Source organism: Porphyrobacter sp. THAI-01a, from assembly GCF_056868655.1.
In genome coordinates, this window is record NZ_CP180579.1 from 784,394 (window position 1) to 810,022 (window position 25,629).

Consider the following 25,629-nt stretch of genomic DNA (forward strand, 5'->3'; position numbering starts at 1 on the left):
GGTCACGCGTCTCCCTTGCTGAGCGGCTCGCCCGGCGGCGGCGCGGAGCGGGCCTTGGCCGCGCTGAATTCCTCGAAGCTGGCGAAATAGCGCTGCCGCCCCGCCTCGAGATAGAGGAAGCGGTCGAAGCCCAGGTCGATGCGCCGGTTCGAGAAGTAGATCACGGTGGTGTAGGCCTGCGCACGCAGTTCGGCGACCGCGCGGGCGATCGGCTCGGGATCGAGCAGGTCGAACAGGCGGCTCAGCACCAGGATGCGCGGGCGTTCGAGCAGGGCGTTGGCGAGCTTCAACTGCTGGAGCTCGACCGCCGAGAGCGGAAAGCCGGTCGCCGCGAGCGGGGTGTCGAGGCCCTTCTCCAGCGTCGCGATGGTGCCGGCGAGGCCGACCGTCTCGAGCGCGCCGAGCATCCGCTGCGGCGCGGTGTCGGGGCAGGACAGCGCGAGGTATTCGCGGATCGTCATCTCGACGATGCTCGGCCGGTCGAGCACGTGGACGTTCTTGCGCAGGTGGTGCGCCTCGATCGCCTTCATGTCGATCCCGCCCAGCGTGGCGATGCCGCCTTGCGGCAACACGTGCATCTTGAGCAGGTTGGTGAACAGGCGCTGCACCCCGTGCTGGCTGGCCGCGGCCATGATAATCGCGCCCGACGGGATCTCGAGATCGAACTGCACCTCCTCGTGCCGCGCCTTCCCGCGCACGCCCTTCATGACGATGGTGTGGTCCGGCACGTCGAAGGGATCGGCGCCCTTGGGCTGTTCCTGCTCGACATCGTAGAAGTGGGAGATTTCCTCGACCGCGGCGAAGAGGTCGTAGAAATAGCCGAGATAGCTGCCGAGCTGCGACACGCCGAGGAAGGCGGCCGAGAGGACCAGCTCGGCGGCGACCAGCTGGCCGAGGGTCAGCTCGTTCTCGATCACCAGCCAGCCGCCCAGCCCGAGCAGCGCGGCGCTCGCCGCGGCATACATCACCAGGAAGGCGATGGTCTGCGAGAACAGGTGGCGGAAGTGGCGCTTGCGCTGGGTGATGTAGTCGCGGGTGTGATCGTCGGTCTTGTCGAGCGCGTAGTCGATGCGGCGCTGCGACTTGAAAAAGCCGTTGGAGCCGCCGATGCTCTCCAGCCAGGCGGCGGTGGCGTGCTTGGCGTGGCTGAGATCGACCCCGGTGCGCAGCGCGCGGCTGCCCCAGGCCAGCCAGACGATCCAGATCAGCGCGATCATCACCAGCGTGAAGCCGAGGAAATAGGGGTGGTAGAGGCTCACCAGCACGAAGCCGACCGCGATCTGCAGCAGGGTGGTGAAGCCGCCGATGAACAGGATCGGGATCGCGGTCTGGACATAGACCACGTCGAAATAGCGGTTGAACAGCGGGCCCTTCTTCACATCGCTGAAGAAGGGGTTCTGGGCATAGACCGAGATCAGCGAGATCTCGGCCACCATCCGCGCATAGAAGCGGCGGGCGAAGATCTCCATCAGGTGGACGCGCAGGGCGTAGAGCAAGCTCGAGATCAGCAGCAGGCCGAACAGCGTCAGCGTCAGCACCACCAGCGGCGCGCGCATGGCGGTGTTGGCGATGGTGTTGATCAGCATCTGCACCGAGATCGGGGTCGCCAGCGAAAGCAGGCTGATGCCGATGCCGTAGACGGCGGCGAGCCAGTAGAAGTTCGCCTCGGGCTTCAGGATATCGAGGAAGATCCTGAAGAACTTCACCAGCGATATCTTCGAGCCGTAACTTTGGCCTTCACCTGCCATGGCAGCCTTTCCGTCCGAAACCTGTGTCCAAGCGATCCGATGCCCGGCCGGATGATGGCGAGCGCCGGAGCAGTTTTGCATCTATTGCAACCACGCGGCGCCGCAAGCGATCAATCGTCGAGCGCGCCCGCGGTTCCGCTGCGGGGATAATGTTCAAATTCCTGAAGATATATGTCTGCAAGAAGTGATGAGAGGTAATAAAGTATCAGTCACGCCCGTTAGCGCGCAAAGCTTGCGCGTAGCTGAACCGCAGGCGAAGAGACGGTCGTGATGGCAGGAAAACAGGCAGGCAAGGCAGGCACTGTGCTGCTGGCGGGCGGCGGCCATGCCCATGTCGCGGTGCTGGCCGACTGGATTTGCCGCGGCCCGCCGCCGGCCGCGCGCCGGGTGCTGCTCAGCCCCGAGCCGGCCTTGCGCTATTCGGGGATGGTCCCCGGCTGGCTCGCGGGCCAGCACGCGGCGGACGACGGGGTGGTCGATCTCGCCGCGCTCGCCGCACGCGCCGGGGCGGAGCTGGTGTTCGATCGCTGCACATCGCTCGATCCCGAGGCGCGGGCGGTGACCACCGCCGGGGGGCGGGACATCGCCTTCGATATCGCCTCGTTCGACACCGGCGGCGAGGGGCAGGGAGCGGCGCTGCTCGGCGCGGACCCGCGCCTTCTGGAGGTGCGCCCCATCGGGGCCTTTGTGCAGCGCCTCGCCGACCTGCGCGCCTCGGGGCAGGCCCTCACGCGCATCGTCGTGGCGGGCGGTGGGGCAGGGGGCGTGGAGATCGCCTTCGGGCTGCGCAACATGGCGCAGGCCGATCCCAGGCCCGAGGTGGTGCTGGTGACCGGCTCGGACGGACTGCTCCCCGGCTTTGCGGACAGGGTCCGCCGCCGGGTCGCCGCCGCCCTCGCGCGGCAGGGGGTCGCGGTGATCGTCGCCGAGGCGCGCTTTTCGGACGGGGCGCTGGTCGCGGACGGGCAATCGCTCGAACCAGCGCAGCTCGTCATCGCCGCCACCGGCAGCGCCGCGCCCGCCTGGGTGCGCGCGAGCGGCATCGCCACCGATGCGGGCGGCTTCATCGCCGTCGACGCGCACCAGCGATCGACCTCGCACCCGCATATCCTCGCCGCCGGGGACGTTGCCGCGCGCACCGACCGGCCGCTTGCCCGCTCGGGCGTCCATGCCGTCTTCGCCGGACCCGTCATCGCCGCCAACCTGCGAAGCCTCCTCGCGGGCGAGCCGCCGCAGGCCGCCTACCGCCCGCGCCGCCACAGCCTCTACCTCATGAACACCGGCGACGGGCGCGCGATTGCGAGCTACGGTCCTCTCGTTGCCGAAGGGCGCTGGGTGCTCGCCTGGAAGCACAGGATAGATAAAGGCTGGATCGCGGAATACGCCGCGCTCGCAAGAGGCGTGTAACCGGCGCGGGAAGGGCCGCGAACCGGGCCGAAAGGGGATCACGTGAAGAAGCTTGCCATCATCGCCGTTCTGGCCGCGCTCGCCGCCGCCTATTTCGCCTTCGATCTCGGGCAATACCTGACGCTCGCGGGCGTGAAGGCGCTTGCTGACGACACGGCCGCCTTCCAGCGCGACAATCCGCTGGTGGTGGTCGCGGGGTTCTTCCTCGCCTATGTCGTCGTCACCGCCGCGTCCTTCCCCGGCGCGGCGATCATGACGCTGGCGGCGGGCGCCCTGTTCGGCGTGGTCTGGGGCACGGTGATCGTCTCCTTCGCCTCGACCATCGGGGCGACGCTCGCCTTTCTGTCCTCGCGCTACGTGCTGCGCGACAGCATCGAGGCGCGCTTCGGCGAGCGGCTGAAGGCGATCAACGCCGGGCTGGAGCGCGACGGGGCGTTCTACCTTTTCTCGCTGCGGATGATCCCGGTCTTCCCCTTCTTCATGGTCAACCTCGTGATGGGCCTGACCCGCATCCGCACGCTCACATTTATGTGGGTGAGCCAGATCGGCATGCTGCTCGGTACCATCGTCTACGTCAACGCGGGCACCCAGCTGGCGCGGATCGACAGCCTGGCAGGGATAGCCTCGCCGGCGGTGCTGGGGAGCTTCGTGCTGCTCGGCATCGTGCCGTGGATCGCCAAGGGGATCATCGGGCTGATCAAGCGGCGCAAGGTCTATGCGGGGTTCCGGCGCCCGAAAAAGTTCGACCGCAATCTGGTGGTGATCGGGGCGGGTTCGGCAGGCCTCGTCTCGGCCTATATCGCCGCGACGGTGAAGGCCAAGGTGACGCTGGTCGAGGTGCACGACATGGGCGGCGACTGCCTCAACACCGGATGCGTGCCGTCCAAGGCGATCATCAAGAGCGCCAAGGTCGCCGCCACGATGCGCCATGCCGACCGCTACGGGCTGGCGGCGGTCGAGCCGGAGGTGCCCTTCCGGGCCGTGATCCAGCGGGTGATGGACACCATCAAGGCGATCGAACCGCACGACAGCGTCGAACGCTATACCGGTCTCGGGGTCGATGTGGTCAAGGGCTATGCGCGGATCATCGACCCCTGGACGGTCGAGATCGCGCTCAACGACGGCGGCACGCAAAGGCTGACCACCCGCAGCATCATCATCGCCAGCGGGGCCGAGCCGGTGGTGCCGCCGATCCCCGGGATCGGGGAGAGCGGCTATCTCACCAGCGAGACCATGTGGCAGGCCTTCGCGCAGATGGACGCGGCACCGCAGCGGGTCGCGGTGCTGGGCGGCGGGCCGATCGGGTGCGAGTTGTCGCAGGCGCTGGCGCGGCTCGGCTCCGAGGTGACGCAGGTCGAGATGGCCGACAGCCTGCTCGGGCGCGAGGATGCCGACGTCTCCGCGCTCGCCCGCGAGGTGCTCGAGGCGGACGGGGTCCGCGTTCTCACCGGCCACAAGGCGGTGCGGATCGAGGGGCGCACGCTGATCGCCGAGGCAGGCGGGCAGGAGGTGCGCATCCCCTATGACGCCCTGATCGTCGCCATCGGCAGGAAGGCGCGGCTCACCGGCTTCGGGCTCGAGGACATTGGCGTCGACACGGGCAAGACCGTGACCACCGACGAGTTCCTCGCCACCAAATTCCCCAATATCTTCGCTGCCGGCGATGTGGCGGGCCCCTACCAGTTCACCCACACCGCCAGCCACCAGGCCTGGTATGCCAGCGTCAACGCGCTGTTCGGCACCTTCCGCAAGTTCAAGGCCGATTACCGCGTGATCCCCGCTGTCACCTTCCTCGACCCCGAGTTCGCCCGCGTCGGGCTGAACGAGCGCGAGGCGGCAGAGCAGGGCATCGCGGTCGAGGTGACGCGCTACGAACTCGACGATCTCGACCGCGCCATCGCCGAGAGCGAGACCCGGGGCTTCGTCAAGGTGCTCACCCCGGCAGGCGGCAAGGACAAGATCCTCGGCGCGACGATCGTCGGGGCGCACGCGGGCGAATTGCTGGCCGAATACGTGCTGGCGATGAAGCACGGGATCGGGCTCAACAAGATCCTCGGCACGATCCATTCCTACCCGACCATGGCCGAGGCCAACAAGTTCGCCGCCGGCAACTGGAAACGCGCCAACAAGCCCGAGGGCCTGCTGAAGTGGGTCGAACGCTACCACGCCTGGATGCGCGGCTGACCGGCGGGCCGCGCCGGGCAGGCTGGCGTTGGGCCGCGTCTTCGGCAAGAAGGGCGGGGCTGACCGCACGAGGGGGGATTGATTGGAACTGTTCGACCAACTGCGCGGGATCATCGGCCTTGCCGCGCTGATGGGCCTTGCCTGGGCCTTCAGCGAGAACCGCGCGCGCCTGCCGGGCTGGCGCTGGATGGCGGGCGCGCTGGCGCTTCAGGGCGTGCTGGCGGTGCTGATCGTGCGCGTGCCGGCGGTCTGGGCGGCGGTCGGGCTTGCCAATGACGCGGTCGCGGCGGTCGAGCAGGCGACGCTCAAGGGCTCGTCCTACATGTTCGGCTATCTCGGCGGGGCGGAGCTGCCCTTCGCACTCAGGGAGGGCGCGCAGCCGCCGCTGGTGATCGCCTTCCAGATCCTGCCGCTGGTGATCGTCTTCTCGGCGCTCGCCGCGCTCCTGTGGCACTGGGGGGTGTTGCGCTGGATCGTGAACGGCCTCTCCTTCCTCCTGCGCCGCTCGCTCGGCGTGTCGGGCGTGGTCGGCCTGTCGGGCGGGGCGAGCGTGTTCCTCGGCGTGGTCGAGGCGCCGCTCGTCACCCGCGCCTGGTTCGGCCGCGTGAGCCGCGCCGAGCTGTTCCAGATCATGACCCTGACGATGGCGACCATCTCGGGCGCGATCCTCGTGCTCTACGCCACCACACTGCGCGCCGTGGTGCCCGATGCGACCGGGCACATGATCGCCGCCTCGCTGATCTCGCTCCCGGCGGCGCTGCTGGTCGCCCGGCTGATGGTGCCGGGCACCCCCGAGGAGAGCGCGACCGAGGTCGACGGCGAGGCACCGGACCTCGGCTATGCCAGCAGCATCGATGCGGTCATCAAGGGCACGATGGACGGGATGCAGCTGTTCCTCGCGGTGATCGCCGTCATCATCACCGTGTTCGCCCTCGTCGCGCTGGTCGACATGGCGCTGGCGTGGCTGCCGATGGTCGAGGGCGAGGCGCTGACGCTGAAGCGCCTGCTGGGCTGGGCGCTGGCCCCGCTGATGTGGCTGATCGGCGTCCCCTGGGCCGAGGCGCAGGCGGCCGGCAGCCTGATGGGGACCAAGGCGGTGCTCAACGAATATGTCGCCTATCTCGAACTTGCGGCCCTTCCGGCAGGGACGCTGGGGCCGAGGAGCCAGCTGATCGTCACCTATGCCCTGTGCGGCGTCGCCAACCTCGCCAGCGTCGGCCTGCTGGTCTCGACCATCGGCACGCTCTGCCCGGAGCGCCGCGCCGAGGCGGCGGGGCTGGGCATGAAGAGCTGGATCAGCGGCAACCTCGCCACCGCCATGACCGGCGCGTGGATCGGGCTGGTGACGTGGTGAGGCGCGCGCGATGTTCGACGCCAAGCTCCGCCCGCTGATCGATCCGCCGCTGAACGCCGCCGGGCGTGCGCTGGCGGAGGCGGGCGTCACCGCCAACGGGCTGACCTTCGCGGGCCTCGCGCTGGGGCTCGCAGGCGCGGCGGCCATCGCCTTCGGCCAGATCGGCTGGGGCCTCGCGCTGATCCTCGCCAACCGCCTCGCCGACGGGCTCGACGGGGCGGTCGCCCGGGCGCGCGGGCCGAGCGATCTCGGCGGCTATTTCGACATCGTCGCCGATTTTGCCTTCTACGTGAGCGTGCCGGTCGGCTTCGGGGTGCTCGCGCCCGCCAATGCCGTGCCCGCGCTGGTGCTGGTCGCAAGCTTCGTGCTGACGGGGGTGAGCTTCCTCGCCTTCGCGGTCGTCGCCGCCAAGCGCGGGGCCGAGACCGAGGCGCACGGGAAGAAGAGCTTCTTCTATTCGACCGGCCTTGCCGAAGGGGCCGAGACCATCGCGGTGTTCATCGCCATGTGCCTCGCGCCCGCGTGGTTCCCGGTGCTGGCGCTCGGCTATGCGGGGCTTTGCGCGCTCACCGTCGTGCAGAGGAGCGCGATGGCGGTGCGGGCCTTCGCCGACTAGCGGCTCGCCGCGCCCAGCAGCGCCTCGGTGCGCTGGCGCAGGTCCGCGATGCGCGCGGTGTTGGCGCCGAGATCGCTGATCCCGACCCGGCTGACCGAGCGGAAATCGATCTGCGCATCGCCCACGCGCGCGACGACATCGTCCTTGAAGCCGAACCAGAAGCTTTCCGCCACGCCCTCGACCATGCCGGCGGCGGCGTCCTGGCGGATCTCGGTCAGCCCCATCGCCGCCATCGCCGCCGCGACCGCCGCCGTGCCTTCCGCCTTGCTCGCGCCGCCCAGCGGCAGCGGGGCGGGGCGATCAGGGCGGGCGGTGATGATCTGCGCGTGGCTCTTGACCGCCAGTTCGGGCGGGGTGCGCTCCGCATAGAGCGGCAGCTGGCCGAGCGGCACCTGGTAGTCGCTCAGCGGATTGGCCCCCGCCGCCTCGCGCGCGGCCATCGTGCTTTCGGAAAAGGCCGGGGGGTTGCCGGTGTCGGTGGAAATGTCGTGGATCGGGTTGCCGGCCGCCTTGCCGCCCATGCCGAGGAACACCGCCAGCGCGGCGGCGGGCACCAGCAGGCCGATGATCGCCGCCGCCAGCACCCCGTTGCGCCGCGGCTTCGCGCGCACGCCCAGCACCAGCGAGACCAGCGCCGCCAGCGCCGCGATCCCCAGCAGGATCATGCCGCCGCCCAGCGTCAGGGTCATCAGCCCCAGCTTCCAGTCCCATATCCCCACCTTGGTGCCGAGCGCGGCGACCATGAAATAGAGCGGGACGAACGCCATGAGGGCGAGGACGAGCTTGGTGTGCCAGGGCAGGTTCTTCATGCGCGCGAACATAGCGCCCCCGGAGCCCAAGGCAACTTTCACGCAACGCGGCGGGAAACCCTTTGCCCGGCGATGCGTTGGAGTGCTTGCGGTGTCTGGGGAGAGGGCCTTTTGCGCAGGTGAAGTCCCGCTTTCCATGCCCGAAATTCTGGGTTAAGCCCCGCTGGGATGCGGGAGGAACATCTTGTTCAGAGGACAAACGACCATGAAGCGTAATTTCCTGATGGGCGCGGCCGCGCTGGCGAGCCTTGCCACCCTTTCGGCTTGCGGCGGCAAGCAGGCCGAGGAAGCCGAAGCTCCGGCGGCCACCGAGATGGCTCCGGCCGAGACTCCGGCTGCGACCGAAACCCCCGCCGATGCCGCCGCTGCGGCGCCTGCCGGCGGCGCGGTGACCTATGCCAGCTTCACCGGCGATCCGGCTTCGGGCGAGAAGGTCTTCGCCGCATGCCGCACCTGCCACGTGTTCGACGAAGGCGTGAACCGCGTCGGCCCGTCGCTGCACAAGGTCGTGGGCCGCAAGTCGGGTTCGGTCCCGGGCTTCTCCTACTCGGACGCCAACAAGAACAGCGGCGTCACCTGGACGCCGGACGTGCTGTTCGACTACCTCAAGGATCCCAAGGGCTTCATGCCGGGCACCAAGATGGCCTTCCCGGGCGTCAAGGACGACCAGAAGCGCGCGGACCTCGTCGCCTACCTCGAGCAGCAGTCGAAGTAATCGGCGGGCCCTCGCGGCCACAGGAAAATCGGGCGGTGCAGGTGACTGCGCCGCCCTTTTTCTTTGCCCGCCCGGTGCGCGGCGTCAGGCGGCGAGCAGGCTTGCGTCGGCGGGGCAGTGGCGCGCGAGGTATTCCTCGTGGCTCGGCAGCGAGCCGACCGCGCGGGCGATCAGCGTCCTGAGGTTGGCGAGGAACTCGGCAAGCTGCGCCTCGCTCAGCTGGTCGGCCATCGGGTCGTAATCCGCCGGCACGATCCCCTGGCCGAGCATCACCTGCACCCAGCTCGCATCGCGGAACAGATCGTCGACATCGCGCCCGACGCGGCCCGAGGCGGCGAACAGCGCGATCTTGTGGGTGAGGCTGTCGGGCACATTCATGTGCTTGCAGTAGCGCCAGAACTCCGTGTCCTCGCGGTCGGTCCGGTGGTAGTGCAGGATCAGGAAATCGCGGATCTGCGCGAATTCCTCCTCGCAGCGCCGGTTGTATTCGGCGCGCATCGCCGACGGGTCGCCGGCGCGGGGGAAGAGCTGGATCAGCCGGCTGACATGCGACTGGATCAGGTGGATCGAGGTCGATTCGAGCGGTTCGAGGAAGCCGCTCGACAGGCCGATCGCGGCGCAGTTGTGCGCCCAGAAGGCCTCGCGCCGCCCGGTGGTGAAGCGGATCGGGCGCGGATCGCCCAGCGCCTTCGTGTCGAGCCCCGCCATCAGCAGGTCGGCCGCCGCCTCGTCGGTGGTGAAGCCCGAGGAATAGACGTGCCCGTTGCCGGTGCGGTGCTGCAAGGGGATGCGCCACTGCCAGCCCGCGTCCCTGGCGGTCGCACGGGTATAGGGCACCAGCACCGGCAGCCGCTCGGACGGCACGGCGAGCGCGCGGTCGCAGGGGAGCCATTTCGACCATTCCTGATAGCCGACCCCCAGCGTCTCGCCGAGCAGCAGGGCGCGGAAGCCGGTGCAGTCGATGAAGAAATCGCCAGCCACCTCCTTGCCGCCCCCGAGCGTGATCGAGCGGATGTCGCCGCTCTCCCCGTCGCGCGCGACGCTCTCGACGATGCCCTCGGTGCGGGTGACGCCGCGCCCTTCGGCATAGTCGCGCAGGAACAGGGCATAGCGGCTGGCGTCGAAGTGATAGGCATAGGCAAGGCCCGTCACTGCGGTGTTGCCGACCCGGTCCAGCTTGCCGAAGCGCGCCTGGTCCGCCGCCATCTGGTGCAGCGAGAAGTCCCACAGCCCCTTCGGATCGGGCGCGCTTCCGGCGCTGCGGCGCCAGTGGTGGTGGAAGGCGACATTGGCGAGGGTCATGCCCGTGTCGCCGAAGGTGTGGAGATAGCGGCTGCCCTTGCGGCCCCAGTCGACGAACTCGATCCCCAGCTTGAAGGTGCCCGAGGTGGCGGAGAGGAAGGCGTTCTCGTCGAGTCCGAGGATCGCGTTCAGCCGGATGATCTGCGGGATCGTCGCCTCGCCCACGCCGACCGTGCCGATCGCCTCGCTCTCGACCAGCTCGATCGTCAGGCGCTGGCCCAGCAGCCGCGCAAAGGCCGCCGCGGTGATCCATCCGGCGGTGCCCCCGCCGACGATCACCAGTTTCCTCACCTCGGGCCGGTCCATGGCATTCATCCCGTTGCTTGCCTGCCTTGGCCCGGAACCGGGCGGAAGAAGGCGTTGATCGTCAGCCGGCCCTCGCGGGGGTCGGCGCTCAGGGGGGCGGCGTTGTCGATCACCCCGCTGTGGAGGATGTTGCCGCGATAGAAAATCGCGCTGTTGAAGGTCCCCTCGGCGACATGGACGCGCTCGAAATGGGGGGCGCCGTCGGTCGGGTAGGCGGCGGGCGGCAGGCCCGCGCGCGCGACCTCGTCCTGCACCGCGGCTGCATAGCGCGGATAGGTTTCGGCGGTGAGCGACTCGAAGCCCGTCGCCCGGTGACGGAAGAAGGCCGTCCCCCCGTGGCCGGTGCGGTGGAGGTAGAGCATCATCGCGATCTGCTGCGGGTCGGTGCCGTCGACATGGGGCAGGCGCTGGATCGGGGCGAGGGCGGCGGGCGGGGCCGTCACCAGCGAATACCACGCCTGCATCGCCCAGGGCCGCCCGTCCCCGCCAAACCACTGATCGAGCAGGGGAGAGAGCACCCCGAGCCACGCCCGGCACACCGCCGGATCGAGCGCGGCGCGCACGCCGGGATATTGCGGCGTGATTTTTGCAAAATTTTGCAAAGAGGCTTGCGAAATTGCATGCTCCGGCGTCTCGAGAAAATTCTCGATGCTGACAAGAGGCTGATCTGAAAACGGAAAATGTCCGACCCGCGGCGCGGCAAGCGTGATCGCCCATCCTTGCGGGGGTGCATGCCGGGGTGAGGCGGGCTGGGTGGCCATGCCGGAGAGCCTAACAAACTCGGGCAGGCACTCCAAGGTTGTTCCTTAAACAATTGGTTATGAACGTAAAATCCTGATACTGAGCGACATGAACGACGGATCGCACCCGGCGCGGGCGCTGCGGAAATCATGCTGCGATGCGGCATAGGCGAAAACTGTGTCCATCGGGCAACATTTGCGCTCGCTCAAACAGGCAGGCGAGCGGCAACCGGGTGCATGGGTACATCGAACCCACAGAAATAATTGAATAATTGTGCCAATCCTCGGCCGCGTCATACAACTGCCATTTGGCGATTTACCTGCGCCGCGGCATGGGCTATGAAAAAACCTGCAAAAGCGCACAGAGAGCGGCGCTAGCGGGAGGGGACTTCTGATGAGAATGAACGGGATCAATCGTAGCGCGCGCCTGCTGTGCGGGGCCGCGACCTTTCTGGCGCTGACCGCCACCGGCGCGCCGGTGATGGCGCAGGAGACCGACGAGGAGCAGGCGGCCGTCGCCGAGGGCCAGGGTGAGAACGCGATCGTCGTCACCGGCATCCGCGGGTCGATCCAGTCCTCGCTCGATGCCAAGCGCAACGCCACCTCGATCGTCGAAGTGATCTCGGCCGAAGACATCGGCCTGCTGCCCGACCAGTCGATCGCCGACACCCTCGCCCGCCTGCCCGGCGTCACCGCCCAGCGTGTGCGCGGCCGCTCGCAGCAGATCTCGATCCGCGGCCTCGGCCCGGACTTCTCGCTTTCGCTCCTCAACGGCCGCGAGATCGTCTCGGCGGGCAACAACCGCGGCATCGAATTCGACCAGTTCCCCTCGGAACTGATCGGCACCGGCGTGGTCTACAAGACCGGTGACGCCCAGCTCGCCGCGATCGGCATCGCCGGCGCGGTCGACCTGCGCACCATCCGTCCGCTGGATTCGAACAAGCGCCAGATCACCGTGTCGGGCACCTACACGATCAACGACAGCGGCTCGCTCAACCCCGATTTCGCCTCGGACGGTTACCGCTTCTTCGGCAGCTACATCGACCAGAACGCCGACGGCACCATCGGCTGGTCGCTGGGTGCCACCATCCAGTCGATCCCGACGCAGTTCATCAGCCGCGAACTGAAGACCAACCAGTTCCAGATCGGCCGCACCCCGGGCGGCGTGATCTACCCCGCCGACAACCCGCGCCAGGGCGTCGTCAGCCGCAACTTCGAGCGCACCTCGGTCGCAGGCAGCCTGCAGTTCGAGCCGAGCGACAGCTTCTCGCTGACCCTCGACGGCTTCTACACCAACACCACCGACAGCGGGATCTTCCGCGGCACCGAAACCCCGATCGCCTCGTGGAGCGGCGCGAACTTCGTCGGCGCGCAGGGCAGCGGGCCCTTTGCCGACAGCGCCACCTACAGCGCGGTCGTGCCGATCCTGCGCACCGACACCGAGGGCGCGGACAGCGAGATCTTCGCGCTCGGCGGCAACATCGAGTGGAAGGCGACCGACAACCTCGGCTTCGTGCTCGACTACGGCTACTCGACCCTCGACCGCAACGACATCGACTACGAAAGCTATGCCGGCACCGGCCGCGCGCGTTCGGGCCTGCAGGACCGCCTGACCTTCACCTTCCCGGCTGACGGCCAGTACACCATCGCCAGCCAGGTCGATTACACCAACCCGGCCAACGTCCTGCTCACCGATCCGGGCGGCTGGGGCCAGGTCGGCTTCATCAAGCAGCCGATCATCGAGGACGAGCTGCACCAGCTGCGCGCCGAGACCTACTGGGAGTTCGACGGCGGCTTCATCGACCGCATCACCGTCGGCTGGCTCTACACCGATCGCCAGAAGAGCTTCGATTCGAACGAGAGCTTCCTGCGTCCCACCGCCGCCTTCGGCAACGGGCTGCGGGTGCCCACGGCCGCGATCGTCGGTTCGACCGACACCAAGAGCCTGGGCATGGACATCCTTGCCTATGATCCGTCGAGCTTCCTGACCGACGGCACCTATCTCGTCGAGAAGGCCACCTTCGACACCCAGTGGGTGGTCGAGGAGAAGATCCACAACTTCTACATTCAGGCCAACATCGACGGCGATCTGGGTTCGGTTCCGGTGCGCGGCAATATCGGCCTGCGCTATGCCGACACCGAGCAGGGCTCGACCGGCACGATCGCGGGCGGGATCAACACCGTCGAGGCGAGCTACGACAACTGGCTGCCGAGCATGAACCTCGCCTTCGAGATCATGCCCGACACCTTCATCCGTCTCGCCGCGGCCAAGACCATCACCCGCGCGCGGCTCGACCAGATGACGGCGAACCAGAACATCGGGTTCAACCCGCTGAGCTGCATCGACACCAACAACGACCAGCGCCCCGACCGGGTGATCGCATTCAACCCGCCCTCGGTGGTCTGCTTCAACCTTGGCGGCGGCAACCCGGCGCTCCAGCCCTATTCGTCGACCTCCTACGACATCTCCTTCGAGAAGTACTTCTCGCCGGGCACCGCGATCATTGTCGCGGCGTTCCACAAGGACCTGTCGGACTGGGTTATCGACTTCAGCGAGCTGACCGATCTCAGCCAGTCGATCCAGAACTTCGGCGCGGGCGCCTTCCTGCAGGCTAACCCGCAGGTCGCGACCGGGATCTTCAACGGCCCGGTCAACTTCGCCGACGGCACGATCACCGGCGTGGAAGGCACGGTCCGCCTGAACTTCGGCGACTTCAGCGATGCGCTCGACGGGTTCGGCGGCTTTGCCAGCGTCACCTATGCCGATGCCGAGGTGCAGAACCAGAACTTCAACCCGATCGCCATCCCCGGCTATTCGGACGTGACCTGGTCGGCGGACGTATTCTACGAAAAGTACGGCTTCCGCGCCAAGCTGGCGGCCCGCTACCGCAACGGCTTCCTGTCCGAGGTGCAGAACTTCGACGGTTCGCTCTCGGGTGCCCAGGCCCAGCCGGAAACCATCCTCGATGCGCAGATCGGCTACACCTTCTCGAACGAGGGCAGCTTCCTCAACGGGGTGCAGATCCTCGCGGAAGTGTTCAACCTGACGAACGAGCCCTTCGTGACCGAGAACGACCTGTTCAACGCGGGCGGCCAGCAGGTGGGCACCTTCCCGAGCCGCCACGAGCTCTACGGGCGGACCTTCAACCTGACGATCCGCAAGAACTTCTGACCCGGACCCCTCGGGTCGCACGAGGGTTTCAGGGAGGGCCCGCCAGCAATGGCGGGCCCTTTCGATTCCGGGGAGGGGCGAGGCGATGTCGTCGCGCGGTCATCGCGCACGCGTCGCCCTGCCGTTGTCACGGCATGCGCGGGTGCTTGGGGGGCGGAAATCAGGCCGCGAGCGGCGGGGCGGGGCAGTGGCGGGCGATGAAATCGCCGTGCGACGGCATGGCGGCAACCGCCTCGTCCATCGCCTGCCGGATCTGCCGGAACCGCTCGGCGACCGGCACCCCGGCCCGCATAGCCGCCAGCGCCGGGGCCTGGCGCGGCACGATCCCCTGGCCGAGATAGACCGCGATCCAGCTCGGGTTGGCGAACAGCTCCTGCCCGTCGGCGACCAGCATCCCGGCCTCGCGGAAATGGTCGATCTTGTATTGCAGGCTGTCGGGGATCGGCATGGCCGCGCAGTAGCGCCACAGCTCGGAATCCTCGCGGGTCGTGGCCTTGTAGTGCAGGATCAGGAAGTCCCGGATCAGCTCGTATTCCCTTGCCGTCTGGGCATTGTATTCGCGCGCCAGCAGGGGCGACATGGCGGCGTCCGGCAGCAGCGCGATCAGCCGCAGGATGCCGTACTGGATGAGGTGGAGGCTGGTCGATTCCAGCGGCTCCATGAACCCCGCCGACAGCCCGATGGCGACGCAGTTCTTCTCCCAGAACTTGCGCCGCTTGCCGGTGACGAACCTGAGCGGGCGCGGGTCGGCCAGCGCCTTGCCGTCGAGGTTGGCGAGCAGGGTCGCGGCGGCCTCGTCCTCGGAGATGAACTCGCTGCAATGGACATAACCGTTGCCGGTGCGGTGCTGGAGCGGGATGCGCCACTGCCACCCCGCCTCGCGCGCGGTGGAGCGGGTGTAGGGGGTGAACTCGCCCCGCTCGCAGGGCACCGCCACGGCGCGGTCGCAGGGCAGCCAATGCTGCCAGTTGTCGTAGCCCGCGTGCAGCGCCTCCTCGATCAGCAGGCCCCGGAAGCCGCTGCAATCGATGAAGAATTCGCCGGCGATCCGCTCGCCGTCCTCGAGCGTCACGCTCTCGATGAACCCGTCCTCGCCGCGCAGGGCAACGTCGACGACCTTGCCTTCGCGCCGCGTCACCCCCCGGCCTTCCGCATAGCGCCGCAGGAAGGCGGCGTAGAGCCCGGCGTCGAAGTGGTAGGCATAGTCGAAGGTCGACTGGATCAGCCGCCGGTCGGGCGAGGGGTGGCTGAACTTGCCCGCCTTCGCCATCGCCCAGCACATCGAGAAGTCGTCGATCGGGCCCTCCACCCGGCCCGCCAGATGCTCGTGCATCCAGTGGTGGTAGAAGGGCACAGAGTCGAATTCGGCGCCATACTGGCCGAAGGGGTGGAAATAGCGGTGTCCCTGCCGCCCCCAGTCGACGAACTCGATCCCGAGCTTGTAGCTCCCCTGCGTCTCGCGCACGAAGGTCGCCTCGTCGATGCCGAGGCGCTTGTTGAAGTGGCGGATGGGCGGGATGGTCGCCTCGCCGACGCCCACGGTGCCGATCGCCTCGCTTTCGATCAGGGTGATCGCGCAGGAACGCCCCACCGCGTCGGCGAGGGCGGCGGCCGTCATCCACCCGGCGCTGCCGCCGCCGACGATGACGATGCTCGATAGGGGCGCGCTCTGTCCGGTCATCCGCCGCAGCTTTCGCGGATCAGCAGGCTCGTTTCAAGCCGCTGCGAGATCGCCGGGCCATCGCCCTTGTCGATGAGCTTGGAGACCAGCATCCGGCCCGCAAGGTTGGCGTCCTGGTCGATGGTGGTGAGCTGCGGGGTGACGAGGCGGGCTGCCGGGATATTGTCGTATCCCACCACCGAGACATCATCGGGCACGCGCATCCCCGAGCGGGTCAGCGCGCGGATCGCGCCGATCGCGATGAGGTCGGAGGCGGCGAAGATCGCGTCGAACCTCAGGCCCCGCGCCAGAGCGCTGCGGACGGCGGCTTCGGCGGAGTGGACCTCGAAATGGGCGGGGACGACCAGATCGTCGTCGAAAGGGATACCCGACTGTTCGAGCGCCTGCTTGTATCCGCGCAGGCGCTGCTCGGCCTCGGGCGCCTCGCTGTCGCCGAGGAAGGCGATGCGCCGCCGCCCGAGCCGCGCGAGGTGCGCGGTCGCGCGCCGGCCGCCGGCGAGGTTGTCCGAGCCGATGACGCAATACTGCGCGTCCGGGAACTCCGCACCCCACACCACGAAGCGGTTGTCGCGCGCGGCCAAGGCGTTGAACTCGTGGTGGAGCGAGGACTGGCCGATGAAGATCACGCCGGTCGCGCGGCTGGTGCTCATGGCGTAGTCGAGATCGCCGGTGGCGCGCGGGGCAAGGTGGCTGATGATGAGGTCGGCGTTGCGCTCGCGCGCGGCCTCGGCAATGCCCGCCAGCAGTTCGAGGAAGAAGGGGTCCGACACCCGCGCATCGCGGCCCTGCGGCGCGGGGACGACCACTGCGAGGGTAGCGTCGGCGCCGATCGGCCCGCTCGGCATCGAGGCGCGGAACTCGTAGTCGTGGGCGCGGGCGATCTGCCAGATCTGCTGCTTGGTGCGCCGCTTGACCGAGGGGCTGTCGTTGAGCGCGCGACTGACGGTCGAGATCGACACCCCCGCCTCGCGCGCGATGTCCTCGAGCGTTGCGCTGCGCCGCGAGGAGGGGGGCGGGTTGTCGGCCATCCCCCGTCCCTCAGCCGCCCGTCACCCGCGCCCAGTAGCCGGTGCCCGAGGCGAGGGCCTCGGGCACGGCGCCGGGGCCGACATGGCTTTCGGTCGCGATCAGGGCGAGCGGGCCGAGTCCGGCGGGCGGGCTCCAGTCGCCGGGTGCCTCGCCGAGGTTGAAGACGCACAGCACGCGGCCCTGTTCGTCCTCGCGCAGGAAGGCGAGGATGTCCGCCGGGCTGTCGAGCAGGGTGATCCCGCCGATGGCGAGCGCCGGATGCTCGCGCCGCGCCGCCAGTAGGCGCTGGGCATAGGCGAGGGTCGAGGCGGGGTCGGCCGCCTGCCGGTCGACGGCGAAGCCGGTGTGGACCGGATCGAGCTTCAGCCAGGTGCGGTTCGCATTCGAGAAGCCCGCCTGCGGCGCGTCCGCCTGCCACGGCATCGGCGTGCGCGCGCCGTCGCGGCCCAGGGTGTGCGGCCAGTTGGCGATCGCCTCGGGGTCCTGCAGGTCCTCGAAGGCGACTTCGCCTTGCGGCAGGCCCAGTTCCTCGCCTTGGTAGATGATCGGATTGCCGCGAAGGCTGAGCAGCAACAGCAGGTTGAGCCGGCTCGCGCGCGCCATGTCGCCGTCCAGCGTCCAGCGGGTCACCGCGCGCGGCGCATCGTGGTTCGAGAAGGCCCAGGAGGGCCAGCCCTCGCCTTCCTCGCCGCTCCACTGCTGGAGCGAGGCGCGCACCAGCGGCGCGGTGAGGCGCGGGGCGTAGAGGAAGTCGAAGTTGTAAGCGGAATCGAGCCGCTTGCCGCCTTCGGTGAAGGCCTTCATCTCGGCGAGCGGCTCCGGCCCGCCGACCTCGGCGACGGTGAATCGGCCCGGGAATTCGTCGAGCGTCTGGCGTATCCGCTCGAGGAAGGCGACGATGTCGGGGTGCGACTGGTTGTAACGCTTCACCTGCATGTCGAAGGGCCGCGTCACCAGCTCCATCGGCAGGCCCGAGGGCGGATTGTCGCGCAGCTCGGGGTCATGCATCGAGAAGTTCAGCGCATCCAATCGGAACCCATCGACGCCGCGCGCCAGCCAGAACCGCGCCACATCGAGCAGCGCGTCCTGCACGTCGGGATTGTGGACGTTGAGATCGGGCTGCGAGGTCAGGAAGTTGTGCAGGTAATACTGCTTCCTCGGGCCGTCCCACTGCCACGCCGAGCCGCCGAACACCGATTGCCAGTTCGACGGCGGCGAGCCGTCGGGCTTGGGATCGGCCCAGACATACCAGTCGGCCTTGGGATTGGTGCGGTCCTGCCGGCTTTCCTTGAACCAGGCGTGTTCGTCCGAGGTGTGCGAGTAGACCTGGTCGATGATGACCTTGAGGCCGAGGGCATGGGCCTTCTCCACCACCCGGTCGAAATCGGCGAAGGTGCCGAAGCTCGGGTCGATCCCGCAGTAATCGGCGACGTCGTAGCCGAAATCCTTCATCGGCGAGGTGAAGAAGGGGCTGATCCAGATGCCGTCGACGCCGAGGCCGGCGATGTAGTCGAGGCCCTCGGCGATGCCGGCAAGGTCGCCGATCCCGTCGCCGTTGGTGTCGCGGAAGGAGCGCGGGTAGATCTGGTAGATGACCGCGCCGCGCCACCAGGCGAGCGGGCTGGCGGCGGTTGCGGCATCGGCGGCAATTGCGGTCGCCATCAGTCGTCGGTCTCCAGAATGCAGGCGGCAAAGCCGAAGGGGGGCAGCGTCACCTTGACCGCGCCCGGCGCGGCGAGCGCGGCGGGGCACTGACCGACGAGCGGCGTCACGCCGCGCGCCGCGTAGCTGACCTCGATGCTTTGCGAAAGTGGCCTTTCGCCGGTGTTGAACACCGTCAGGACACGCTGTCCGGTTTCCGGATCGTGGCGCTCGACCGCGAGCAGGCCGGGGGCCTCCTCCGCGAAGGCGCGCACCGTGCTGAAGCCGCGGCGCAGCGCCGGGCTGGCGGTGCGGGCGGCGGAAAGCTCGGCGATCAGGCGGTAGAGCGGGTGGGCGGTATCGAAATTGTCCTCGGCCGTGGTCGCCTTCGTCCCGATCAGCCGGTTGTCGTTGTAGACCGCGACCTTGCTCGGGAACATGTCCTCGCGCGCAAGCTGGTCGTTGCCGTCGGAGATGAAGCCCTGCTCGTCGCCGTAATAGACGGTCGGCACGCCGCGCAGCAGGAACATCATCGCATGGCCGAGCCTGACCCGGGCGAGCAGCCTTGCCGGATCGTCCGATCCGCTCATCTGCGCCACGAACATCGAAAAGCGCCCGAAATCGTGGTTGCCGAGGAAGGTCGGCAGGCCGATCGCGGTTTTCGCCCCGCCGGGGTAGATCGCGTCCTGCTGGAGGAATTCGGCCATCAGCCGCGGCGGGCTCTTGCCGCTCGCGACCATCTGCGCCGCCTTGGCAAAGCCCATGTCGAGCGCATAGGGCAGGCCGCTTTCGGCCATCACCTGCGCGGCGAGGGTGGCGGTGGGTTCCTCGTAGGCGATCTCGCCGAAGATGTGGAAGTGATCGATCCCCTTCGCCTTGGCGCGCGCCAGCATGGCGGGGACGAAGGCCTGCCAGAACTCGGGGTTCACGTGCTTGGCGGTGTCGATGCGGAAGCCGTCGATCCCGTAATTGTCGATCCAGTCGCCGAACACCTCGATCATCCCGGCAACCACGCGGGGATTTTCGGTGGCGAGATCGTCGAGACCCGAGAAATCGCCGTAGACCGAGCTTTCGCCGATCCAGTGCGAATTGCCGCGGTTGTGATAGAGCGTGACGTCATTGAGCCACGCCGGAACCTTCACGTTCTTCTCGGCCTCGGGCACCACCGGGGTGTAGGCGAAGGTCGGGTCGGTGAGCTTGGTCCAGTTGGCCGGATCGGGGTTGTCGTCGCCCGCGAAGCCTTCGTTTATCGGCGTCCCGCCAGGGCCGCCGCGGCGCGAGAAGGGGTATTCGCCCTTGCTGCGATAGCGGTAGCCGTTCGCTTCGCCTTCGGCATAGTCGATTACGTCGGCGGTGTGGTTGGTGATGATGTCCATGTAGACCTTCATCCCGCGCGCGTGGGCGGCATCGACGAAGGCCTTGAACTCGGCATTGGTGCCGAAATGCGGGTCGACGCTGGTGAAGTCGGTCACCCAGTAGCCGTGATAGCCCGCGCTTTCCTCGCCGGGCTTGCCCTGCACGGGCTTGTTCTTGAAGACCGGCGCGAACCAGATCGCAGTGACGCCCATGCCCTGGATGTAGTCGAGCTTCGCGGTCAGGCCCTTGAGATCGCCGCCGTGGTAGAAGCCCTTGTGGGTGGGGTCGAAGCCGTGCTGGAGGGGGCCGCCCGAAAGGCCACCCCTGTCATTCGCCGGATCGCCGTTGGCGAAACGGTCGGGCAGGACGAAATAGATGATCTCGTCTTCCAGCTGGCGCTGGGCGAGCGGCGCCGGTGCGGCCGGCGTCTCGCCCCGTGCCGGTGCTCCCGCCAGAGCGGTCTGCGCGCACAGCACAGCCGCCAGGCTCACGAAGATTCGCGTCATGACCCAACTCCCTCTCGCGGCGGTTGTGACATCTCGGGAGAGTTTTTGCAAATCTTTGTGACGCGCGCCCTGGCCGGCCGCAATGTGATACAAGACTCTATAAAATATCACAAAAGATGGGATGAGGTGCTGCCTCAGGCGATTTTTGCGGCCAATTGAGGGAAAGTTTCTTGCAAATTTTTGCAGCGCGTCCAGACTGTCGCCGACAGCGCGCAGCATCACCGGCCGGCAGAGCCGCGAAGCATAGGCGCTGCTGCAAGCCGCGTCACGCGCCAGTGGCCGCAGCGGCGGGGAGAGGGATGGGACGACCATGATCGAAAGCGGTCACAAGCCGGCGCTGAACGCGGGCCAGATCTGGAACATGAGCTTCGGGTTCCTCGGGATCCAGATCGGATTCGAGCTCCAGAACGGCAATGTCAGCCGCATCTTCCAGACGCTGGGGGCCGATGTCGGCGAGTTGGCGATCCTGTGGATCGCGGCGCCGATGACGGGGCTGATCGTGCAGCCGATCATCGGCCACCTTTCGGACAAAACCTGGGGGCCGCTCGGCCGCCGTCGCCCCTATTTCCTCGTTGGCGCGATCCTCGCCAGCCTTGCGCTTTTCGTCATGCCCAACGCGCCCGCGTTGTGGGTCCTGGTGACCAACCTGTTCGGCGGCGCGGCGATCTACGCGATGGTGATCGCGGCGGCGAGCTTCGTGCTGGCGGCGGTGGCGACGCTGTTCGTGGCCGATGGCGATGCGGCGGGCGCTCCGGCACTGCGGACCGAGGCGGCGTGATGCGGCTGGTCCTTGCCCTTGCGGCCTGCGCGCTGGCCGCCCCGGCGCTGGCCGAGCCGGACTACACCCAGCGCGATGTGGTGCAGGTGAAGAATGCCGAGTGGACGGCCGATGCGGTGCTCTACCAGATGAACACCCGCCAATTCACGCCGGAGGGCACCTTCGCCGCCGCGCAGAAGCAGCTTCCGCGCCTCGCCGCGATGGGGGTCGACATTATCTGGCTGATGCCGATCCATCCGATCGGCGAGGTCAATCGCAAGGGTAGCCTCGGCAGCCCCTATGCGGTGCGCGACTACCGCGCGGTCAACCCGGAGCTGGGCACCGAGGCCGAATTCCGCGCTTTCGTCGACGAGGCGCACCGGCTGGGGCTGAAGGTGATCCTCGACTGGGTCGCCAACCATTCGGCCTATGACAATCCGCTGACGGCGAGCCACCCCGAATGGTACACCCGCACCCCCGAAGGCGCGCTGATGAGCCCCGCGGGCACCGACTGGTCGGACGTCGCGGATTTCGACTACAGCCAGCCCGGCCTCCGCCGCTACATGACCGAGAGCCTCGTTTACTGGGTGCGCGAGTTCGGGATCGACGGCTACCGCGCGGACGTGGCGGGCTATGTCCCGACCGACTTCTGGGACACCGCCCGCGCCGAGCTCGACAAGGTGAAGCCCGTCTTCATGCTCGCCGAATGGGAGCAGCGCGATCTCCACGCCCGCGCCTTCGATGCGACCTATGGCTGGGGCTGGAAGGAGGCGATGCAGCGCCTCGTGAGAAGCGGCGAGGGCGCGGGGCCGATCCGCGGCTACTACGCCGGTCAGTCCGAGACCTGGCCGCATGCCGCGATGCGCATGGTCTATACCGAGAACCACGACCAGAACTCGTGGGACGGGGTGGCGGCCGATATCTACGGCCCGGCCTATGAAGCCGCCATCGCGCTGTCCTTCGTGGGGCCGGGCTTGCCGCTGATCTACAACGGGCAGGAGGCGGACAACGACCGTCAGCTGGAATTCTTCGAGCGCGATCCGATCGTGTGGAAGGAAGGCCGGCACGCCGAACTGTTCCGCAAGCTCGTCGCGCTCAAGACCGCGCATCCGGCGCTCCATAACGGGCGGTTCGGGGCGCCCCTTGTCGAGGTGCCGACCAGCGCGAGCGCCGATGTCTTCGCCTTCACGCGCGGGGCGGCAGGCGGGCGGGTGTTCGCCGTCTTCAACCTCAGCCCCCGCGCCCAGACCCTGACCTTCAGCCACGCGCGCCACCACGGCCGCTACACCGATGCGCTGACCGGCGCGCCCGCGAGCTTCGCGGGCGGCGAGAGCCTCGATCTGCCCGCATGGGGCTACCGCATCTACACCGAGACCAAGTGAGGCGCCGCTGCGGCGCGGGAGAGGACGCATGACGAAGCACTGGAAACCCCTCGTGGCGCTGGCCGCCATCGCCTGGGCGGCGGCTGCCCCGGCACAGGCCGAGACCCTGACCCTCGCCTCGCCCGACGGGAAGATCACCGTCACTGTCAGCGACGACGGCGGACAGGCGACCTATGCCGTCGCCTTCGAGGGCAAGCAGGTCATCGCCCCGTCCAAGCTCGGGATGCTGTTCGCCGAACACCACGGCTTCGAGCGAGGCCTCGCCATCGCCGGACAGACCCGCGCCAGCAAGGACTCGACCTGGGAACAGCCCTGGGGAGAGCGCCGCCTCGTGCGCGACCACCACAACGAACTCGCGGTGACCTTCCGCACCGAAACCGACGGTCCCGCGCGCGATATCACCGTGCGCTTCCGCGCCTTCGACACCGGCATCGGCTTCCGCTACGAGCTGGCCGAACAGGCCGCGCTTGCGGGCGATCTGAACCTCACCGAGGAACTCACCCAGTTCGGCGTCGGCGAGCAGACCGCGATGTGGTACACGCCTTCGGGCGAGTTCAATCGCTACGAATACCTCACCCGCACCGGCCCTGCCGGCAAGGTCGCCGATGCGCACACCCCAGCGACCTTCAGGAATGCCGACGGTGTCTATTTCAGCATCCATGAAGCCGCGCTGGTCGACTATTCCTCGATGTCGCTGACGGCGCTGCGGCCGGGCAATTTCGAATCCAAGCTGCGCAACTGGACCGGCGGGCCCAAGGTCAAGACCAAGGCGCCCTTCCACACCCCCTGGCGCACCATCCAGGTCGCACCCGATGCGGTGGGCCTGATCAATTCCGACATCATCCTCAACCTCAACGAGCCGAACAAGCTTGGCGATGTCTCGTGGGTCGAACCCGGCAAGTATGTCGGCATCTGGTGGGCGATGCATATCCGCGACCGCAGCTGGGGCCGCGACCAGATCCACGGCGCAACCACCGAGGAGACCAAGCGCTACATCGATTTCGCCGCCAGGCACGGCTTTTCCGGCGTGCTGGTGGAAGGCTGGAACATCGGCTGGGACGGCGACTGGTACAACAACGGCGACCTGTTCCGCTTCACCGAGCCCATGCCCGATTTCGACCTTGAGGAACTGGGCCGCTATGCGCAGTCCAAGGGCGTGCGCCTTATCGGCCACCACGAGACCTCGGCCAACATCACCAACTACGAAAACCAGATGGAGGCCGCCTTCGACCTCTACGAGAAGGTCGGCGTGCGCCAGGTCAAGACCGGCTATGTCGCCGATGCGGGCGACGCCGTGCGGATCGACGAGAACGGCATCCGCCGCTACGAATGGCACGACAGCCAGTTCATGGTGCGCCACCATCTCAAGGTCGTGACCGAGGCCGCCAAGCGGAAGATCTCGATCAACGCGCACGAGCCCGTGAAGGACACCGGGCTGCGGCGCACCTATCCCAACTGGCTCGCCCGTGAAGGCGCGCGGGGCATGGAATACAACGCCTGGGGCACGCCCCCCAACCCGCCCGAGCACGAGGCAATGCTCGCCTTCACACGGATGCTCGCCGGGCCGATGGACTTCACCCCCGGCATCTTCGACCTGCACCCCAACGAACGCCCCCCCTTGCGCGAGGACATGCCGCGCGGCGACCCCTCGAACCGCCCCGAAACGACGCTGGCCAAGCAGCTCGCGCTCTACGTGGTGCTCTATTCGCCGGTGCAGATGGCCGCCGACCTGCCCGAAAACTACGAGAAACGCGCCGACGCCTTCCAGTTCATCAAGGATGTCGAGGCCGACTGGGAGCAGTCGATCGCGCTCGCCGGCGAGATCGGCGATTACGTCGCCTTCGCGCGGCAGGGGAGGAAGTCCAAGGAATGGTTCCTCGGCGCGGTGACGGACGAGAGCCCGCGCGACCTGTCGCTGCCGCTCTCCTTCCTCGAGAAGGGCAAGCGTTACCGCGCGCAGGTCTATCGCGACGGGCCGGATGCGGACTGGAAGACCAACCCCTATGCCATGGTGATCGAGGAAAAGGTCGTGACCGGGGGCGACATGTTCGCGGTGCGGCTGGCGCCCGGCGGCGGCTTCGCGGTGCGCTTCATTCCGGCAGGGTGAAGCGGGCCCCACCGGTTCGGCGGCTTTCGCCTGCTCTCGGACGAAGGCCGCCGTTCTGGTATCGACCCCGTTGTCGACATCTCACGCCCTCGTCGCCCCGTGCTTGACACGGGGCTTGGCTACTTCTGGTCCAGCTGGGGGGCGAACCACCGCTCCCAAAGATCGTCCCAGTCGGGATTGTCCGCCTCGATCAGCGCGAGCTTCCATTCGCGCCGCCATTTCTTGACCAGCTTCTCGCGGGCGATGGCGCCTTCGATGGTGTCGTGGCGTTCGACATAGACCAGCCGCGTCTTGGCGAAATCAGCGACATGGCGCGAACCCGTGCCCTCGCGGTGCTGATAAACACGGGCGAAAGCATCCGCGCTCACGCCGACATACATCCCGCCGCGAAAGCGGTTCGCCATGATGTAGACCCAGCCACCCTTCTCCATCGTCAGAGTATCGCAGCCACTGCCGACGAAGAAAAGCCAAGCCCCGTGTCGAGCACGGGGCGACGGATGGTGTAGTGGCAGCTTCCCACCCACTTCCCGACATTCACGCAGCTTAACGGCACGCCCGAAAGCGGACGCGTGGCGCGCTTTCCTACCGGGGGGGCTTGCGGTTAGGCTCGGGCAGTTCTTTCGTATTGTCGATGGCGCGCGGCCTTGCCTTGCAGACTTGCGCCTGCCTCCCCGATCATGCGGAGAAAACGCAAAACACAGTGTCAACTTCGGTTTTGGCGAGGAACCCCATGAAACATCGCGGAAAATCCCGTAGGATTGCAAAGTTTACAGTGTCAACTTTGTAAACTTCGCCCGTCCGCCCGCGCCCTCACTCC

The 25,629-nt window shown here is 67.8% G+C and carries 17 protein-coding genes and 1 pseudogene; 9 read left to right on the plus strand and 9 right to left on the minus strand.

Annotated elements, in window-relative coordinates; genetic code table 11:
• Window positions 1-2: 2 nt before the first annotated feature.
• Window positions 3-1,748, minus strand: coding sequence for an ABC transporter transmembrane domain-containing protein (locus ACMX37_RS03865; protein ID WP_483147599.1), 1,746 nt, complete (start codon window positions 1,746-1,748; stop codon window positions 3-5).
• Window positions 1,749-2,018: 270 nt separating this feature from the next.
• Here ACMX37_RS03865 and ACMX37_RS03870 point away from each other — a divergent pair, with 270 nt between their 5' ends.
• From ACMX37_RS03870 to ACMX37_RS03885, 4 genes are all read left to right on the plus strand, one after another.
• The gene (locus ACMX37_RS03870; protein WP_483147600.1) at window positions 2,019-3,155 is read left to right on the plus strand and encodes an FAD-dependent oxidoreductase; all 1,137 of its coding nucleotides are present in this window, start codon (window positions 2,019-2,021) and stop codon (window positions 3,153-3,155) included.
• Window positions 3,156-3,197: 42 nt separating this feature from the next.
• Window positions 3,198-5,339, plus strand: coding sequence for an FAD-dependent oxidoreductase (locus tag ACMX37_RS03875; RefSeq protein ID WP_483147601.1), 2,142 nt, complete (start codon window positions 3,198-3,200; stop codon window positions 5,337-5,339).
• A gap of 82 nt (window positions 5,340-5,421) precedes the next feature.
• Window positions 5,422-6,693, plus strand: coding sequence for a NupC/NupG family nucleoside CNT transporter (locus tag ACMX37_RS03880; protein WP_483147602.1), 1,272 nt, complete (start codon window positions 5,422-5,424; stop codon window positions 6,691-6,693).
• A gap of 10 nt (window positions 6,694-6,703) precedes the next feature.
• On the plus strand, window positions 6,704-7,309 hold the full coding sequence (locus ACMX37_RS03885) for a CDP-alcohol phosphatidyltransferase family protein (RefSeq protein ID WP_483147603.1): 606 nt from the start codon (window positions 6,704-6,706) through the stop codon (window positions 7,307-7,309).
• On the opposite strand, the gene ACMX37_RS03890 is transcribed toward ACMX37_RS03885, so the two are convergent.
• Window positions 7,306-8,118, minus strand: coding sequence for a DUF1499 domain-containing protein (locus ACMX37_RS03890; protein ID WP_483147604.1), 813 nt, complete (start codon window positions 8,116-8,118; stop codon window positions 7,306-7,308). The genes ACMX37_RS03885 and ACMX37_RS03890 overlap by 4 nt on opposite strands.
• 205 nt (window positions 8,119-8,323) lie before the next feature.
• Between ACMX37_RS03890 and ACMX37_RS03895 the strand changes: the two genes are divergently transcribed.
• Entirely contained in the window at window positions 8,324-8,833 is a 510-nt protein-coding gene (locus ACMX37_RS03895) for a c-type cytochrome (protein ID WP_483147605.1), read from the plus strand.
• An 84-nt stretch (window positions 8,834-8,917) separates the two neighbouring features.
• Here ACMX37_RS03895 and ACMX37_RS03900 read toward each other — a convergent pair whose 3' ends face one another.
• On the minus strand, window positions 8,918-10,450 hold the full coding sequence (locus ACMX37_RS03900) for a tryptophan halogenase family protein (protein WP_483147606.1): 1,533 nt from the start codon (window positions 10,448-10,450) through the stop codon (window positions 8,918-8,920).
• Complete coding sequence (locus ACMX37_RS03905) at window positions 10,447-11,151, minus strand: DUF6445 family protein (protein ID WP_483148355.1); 705 nt, start codon at window positions 11,149-11,151, stop codon at window positions 10,447-10,449. Before ACMX37_RS03905 ends, ACMX37_RS03900 begins: the two co-directional genes overlap by 4 nt.
• Window positions 11,152-11,581: 430 nt before the next feature.
• On the opposite strand from ACMX37_RS03905, the gene ACMX37_RS03910 reads away from it, so the two are divergent.
• Window positions 11,582-14,353, plus strand: coding sequence for a TonB-dependent receptor (locus tag ACMX37_RS03910; protein ID WP_483147607.1), 2,772 nt, complete (start codon window positions 11,582-11,584; stop codon window positions 14,351-14,353).
• A gap of 160 nt (window positions 14,354-14,513) precedes the next feature.
• Here the strand turns inward: ACMX37_RS03910 and ACMX37_RS03915 are convergent, their stop codons facing one another.
• From ACMX37_RS03915 to ACMX37_RS03930, 4 genes are read right to left on the minus strand one after another with little or no spacing between them, the layout of a single operon-like run.
• Entirely contained in the window at window positions 14,514-16,034 is a 1,521-nt protein-coding gene (locus tag ACMX37_RS03915; RefSeq protein ID WP_483147608.1) for a tryptophan halogenase family protein, read from the minus strand.
• Entirely contained in the window at window positions 16,031-17,062 is a 1,032-nt protein-coding gene (locus ACMX37_RS03920) for a LacI family DNA-binding transcriptional regulator (protein WP_483147609.1), read from the minus strand. Before ACMX37_RS03920 ends, ACMX37_RS03915 begins: the two co-directional genes overlap by 4 nt.
• 10 nt (window positions 17,063-17,072) lie before the next feature.
• Window positions 17,073-18,725 (minus strand): alpha-glucosidase, encoded by a 1,653-nt coding sequence (locus tag ACMX37_RS03925; protein ID WP_483147610.1) that lies wholly within the window; start codon window positions 18,723-18,725, stop codon window positions 17,073-17,075.
• Window positions 18,725-20,566, minus strand: a complete 1,842-nt coding sequence (locus ACMX37_RS03930; protein WP_483147611.1) for an alpha-amylase family glycosyl hydrolase — start codon at window positions 20,564-20,566, stop codon at window positions 18,725-18,727. Before ACMX37_RS03930 ends, ACMX37_RS03925 begins: the two co-directional genes overlap by 1 nt.
• A gap of 310 nt (window positions 20,567-20,876) precedes the next feature.
• On the opposite strand from ACMX37_RS03930, the pseudogene ACMX37_RS03935 reads away from it, so the two are divergent.
• From ACMX37_RS03935 to ACMX37_RS03945, 3 genes and pseudogenes are all read left to right on the plus strand, one after another.
• A pseudogene (locus ACMX37_RS03935) lies at window positions 20,877-21,299 on the plus strand (MFS transporter); the annotation flags it as partial.
• A 44-nt stretch (window positions 21,300-21,343) separates the two neighbouring features.
• Entirely contained in the window at window positions 21,344-22,705 is a 1,362-nt protein-coding gene (locus ACMX37_RS03940; RefSeq protein ID WP_483147612.1) for an alpha-amylase family glycosyl hydrolase, read from the plus strand.
• Window positions 22,706-22,733: 28 nt separating this feature from the next.
• Complete coding sequence (locus ACMX37_RS03945; protein WP_483147613.1) at window positions 22,734-24,812, plus strand: glycoside hydrolase family 97 protein; 2,079 nt, start codon at window positions 22,734-22,736, stop codon at window positions 24,810-24,812.
• Between the two features lie 119 nt (window positions 24,813-24,931).
• Here ACMX37_RS03945 and ACMX37_RS03950 read toward each other — a convergent pair whose 3' ends face one another.
• Entirely contained in the window at window positions 24,932-25,243 is a 312-nt protein-coding gene (locus ACMX37_RS03950; protein WP_483147614.1) for a GIY-YIG nuclease family protein, read from the minus strand.
• Between the last annotated feature and the right edge of the window lie 386 nt (window positions 25,244-25,629).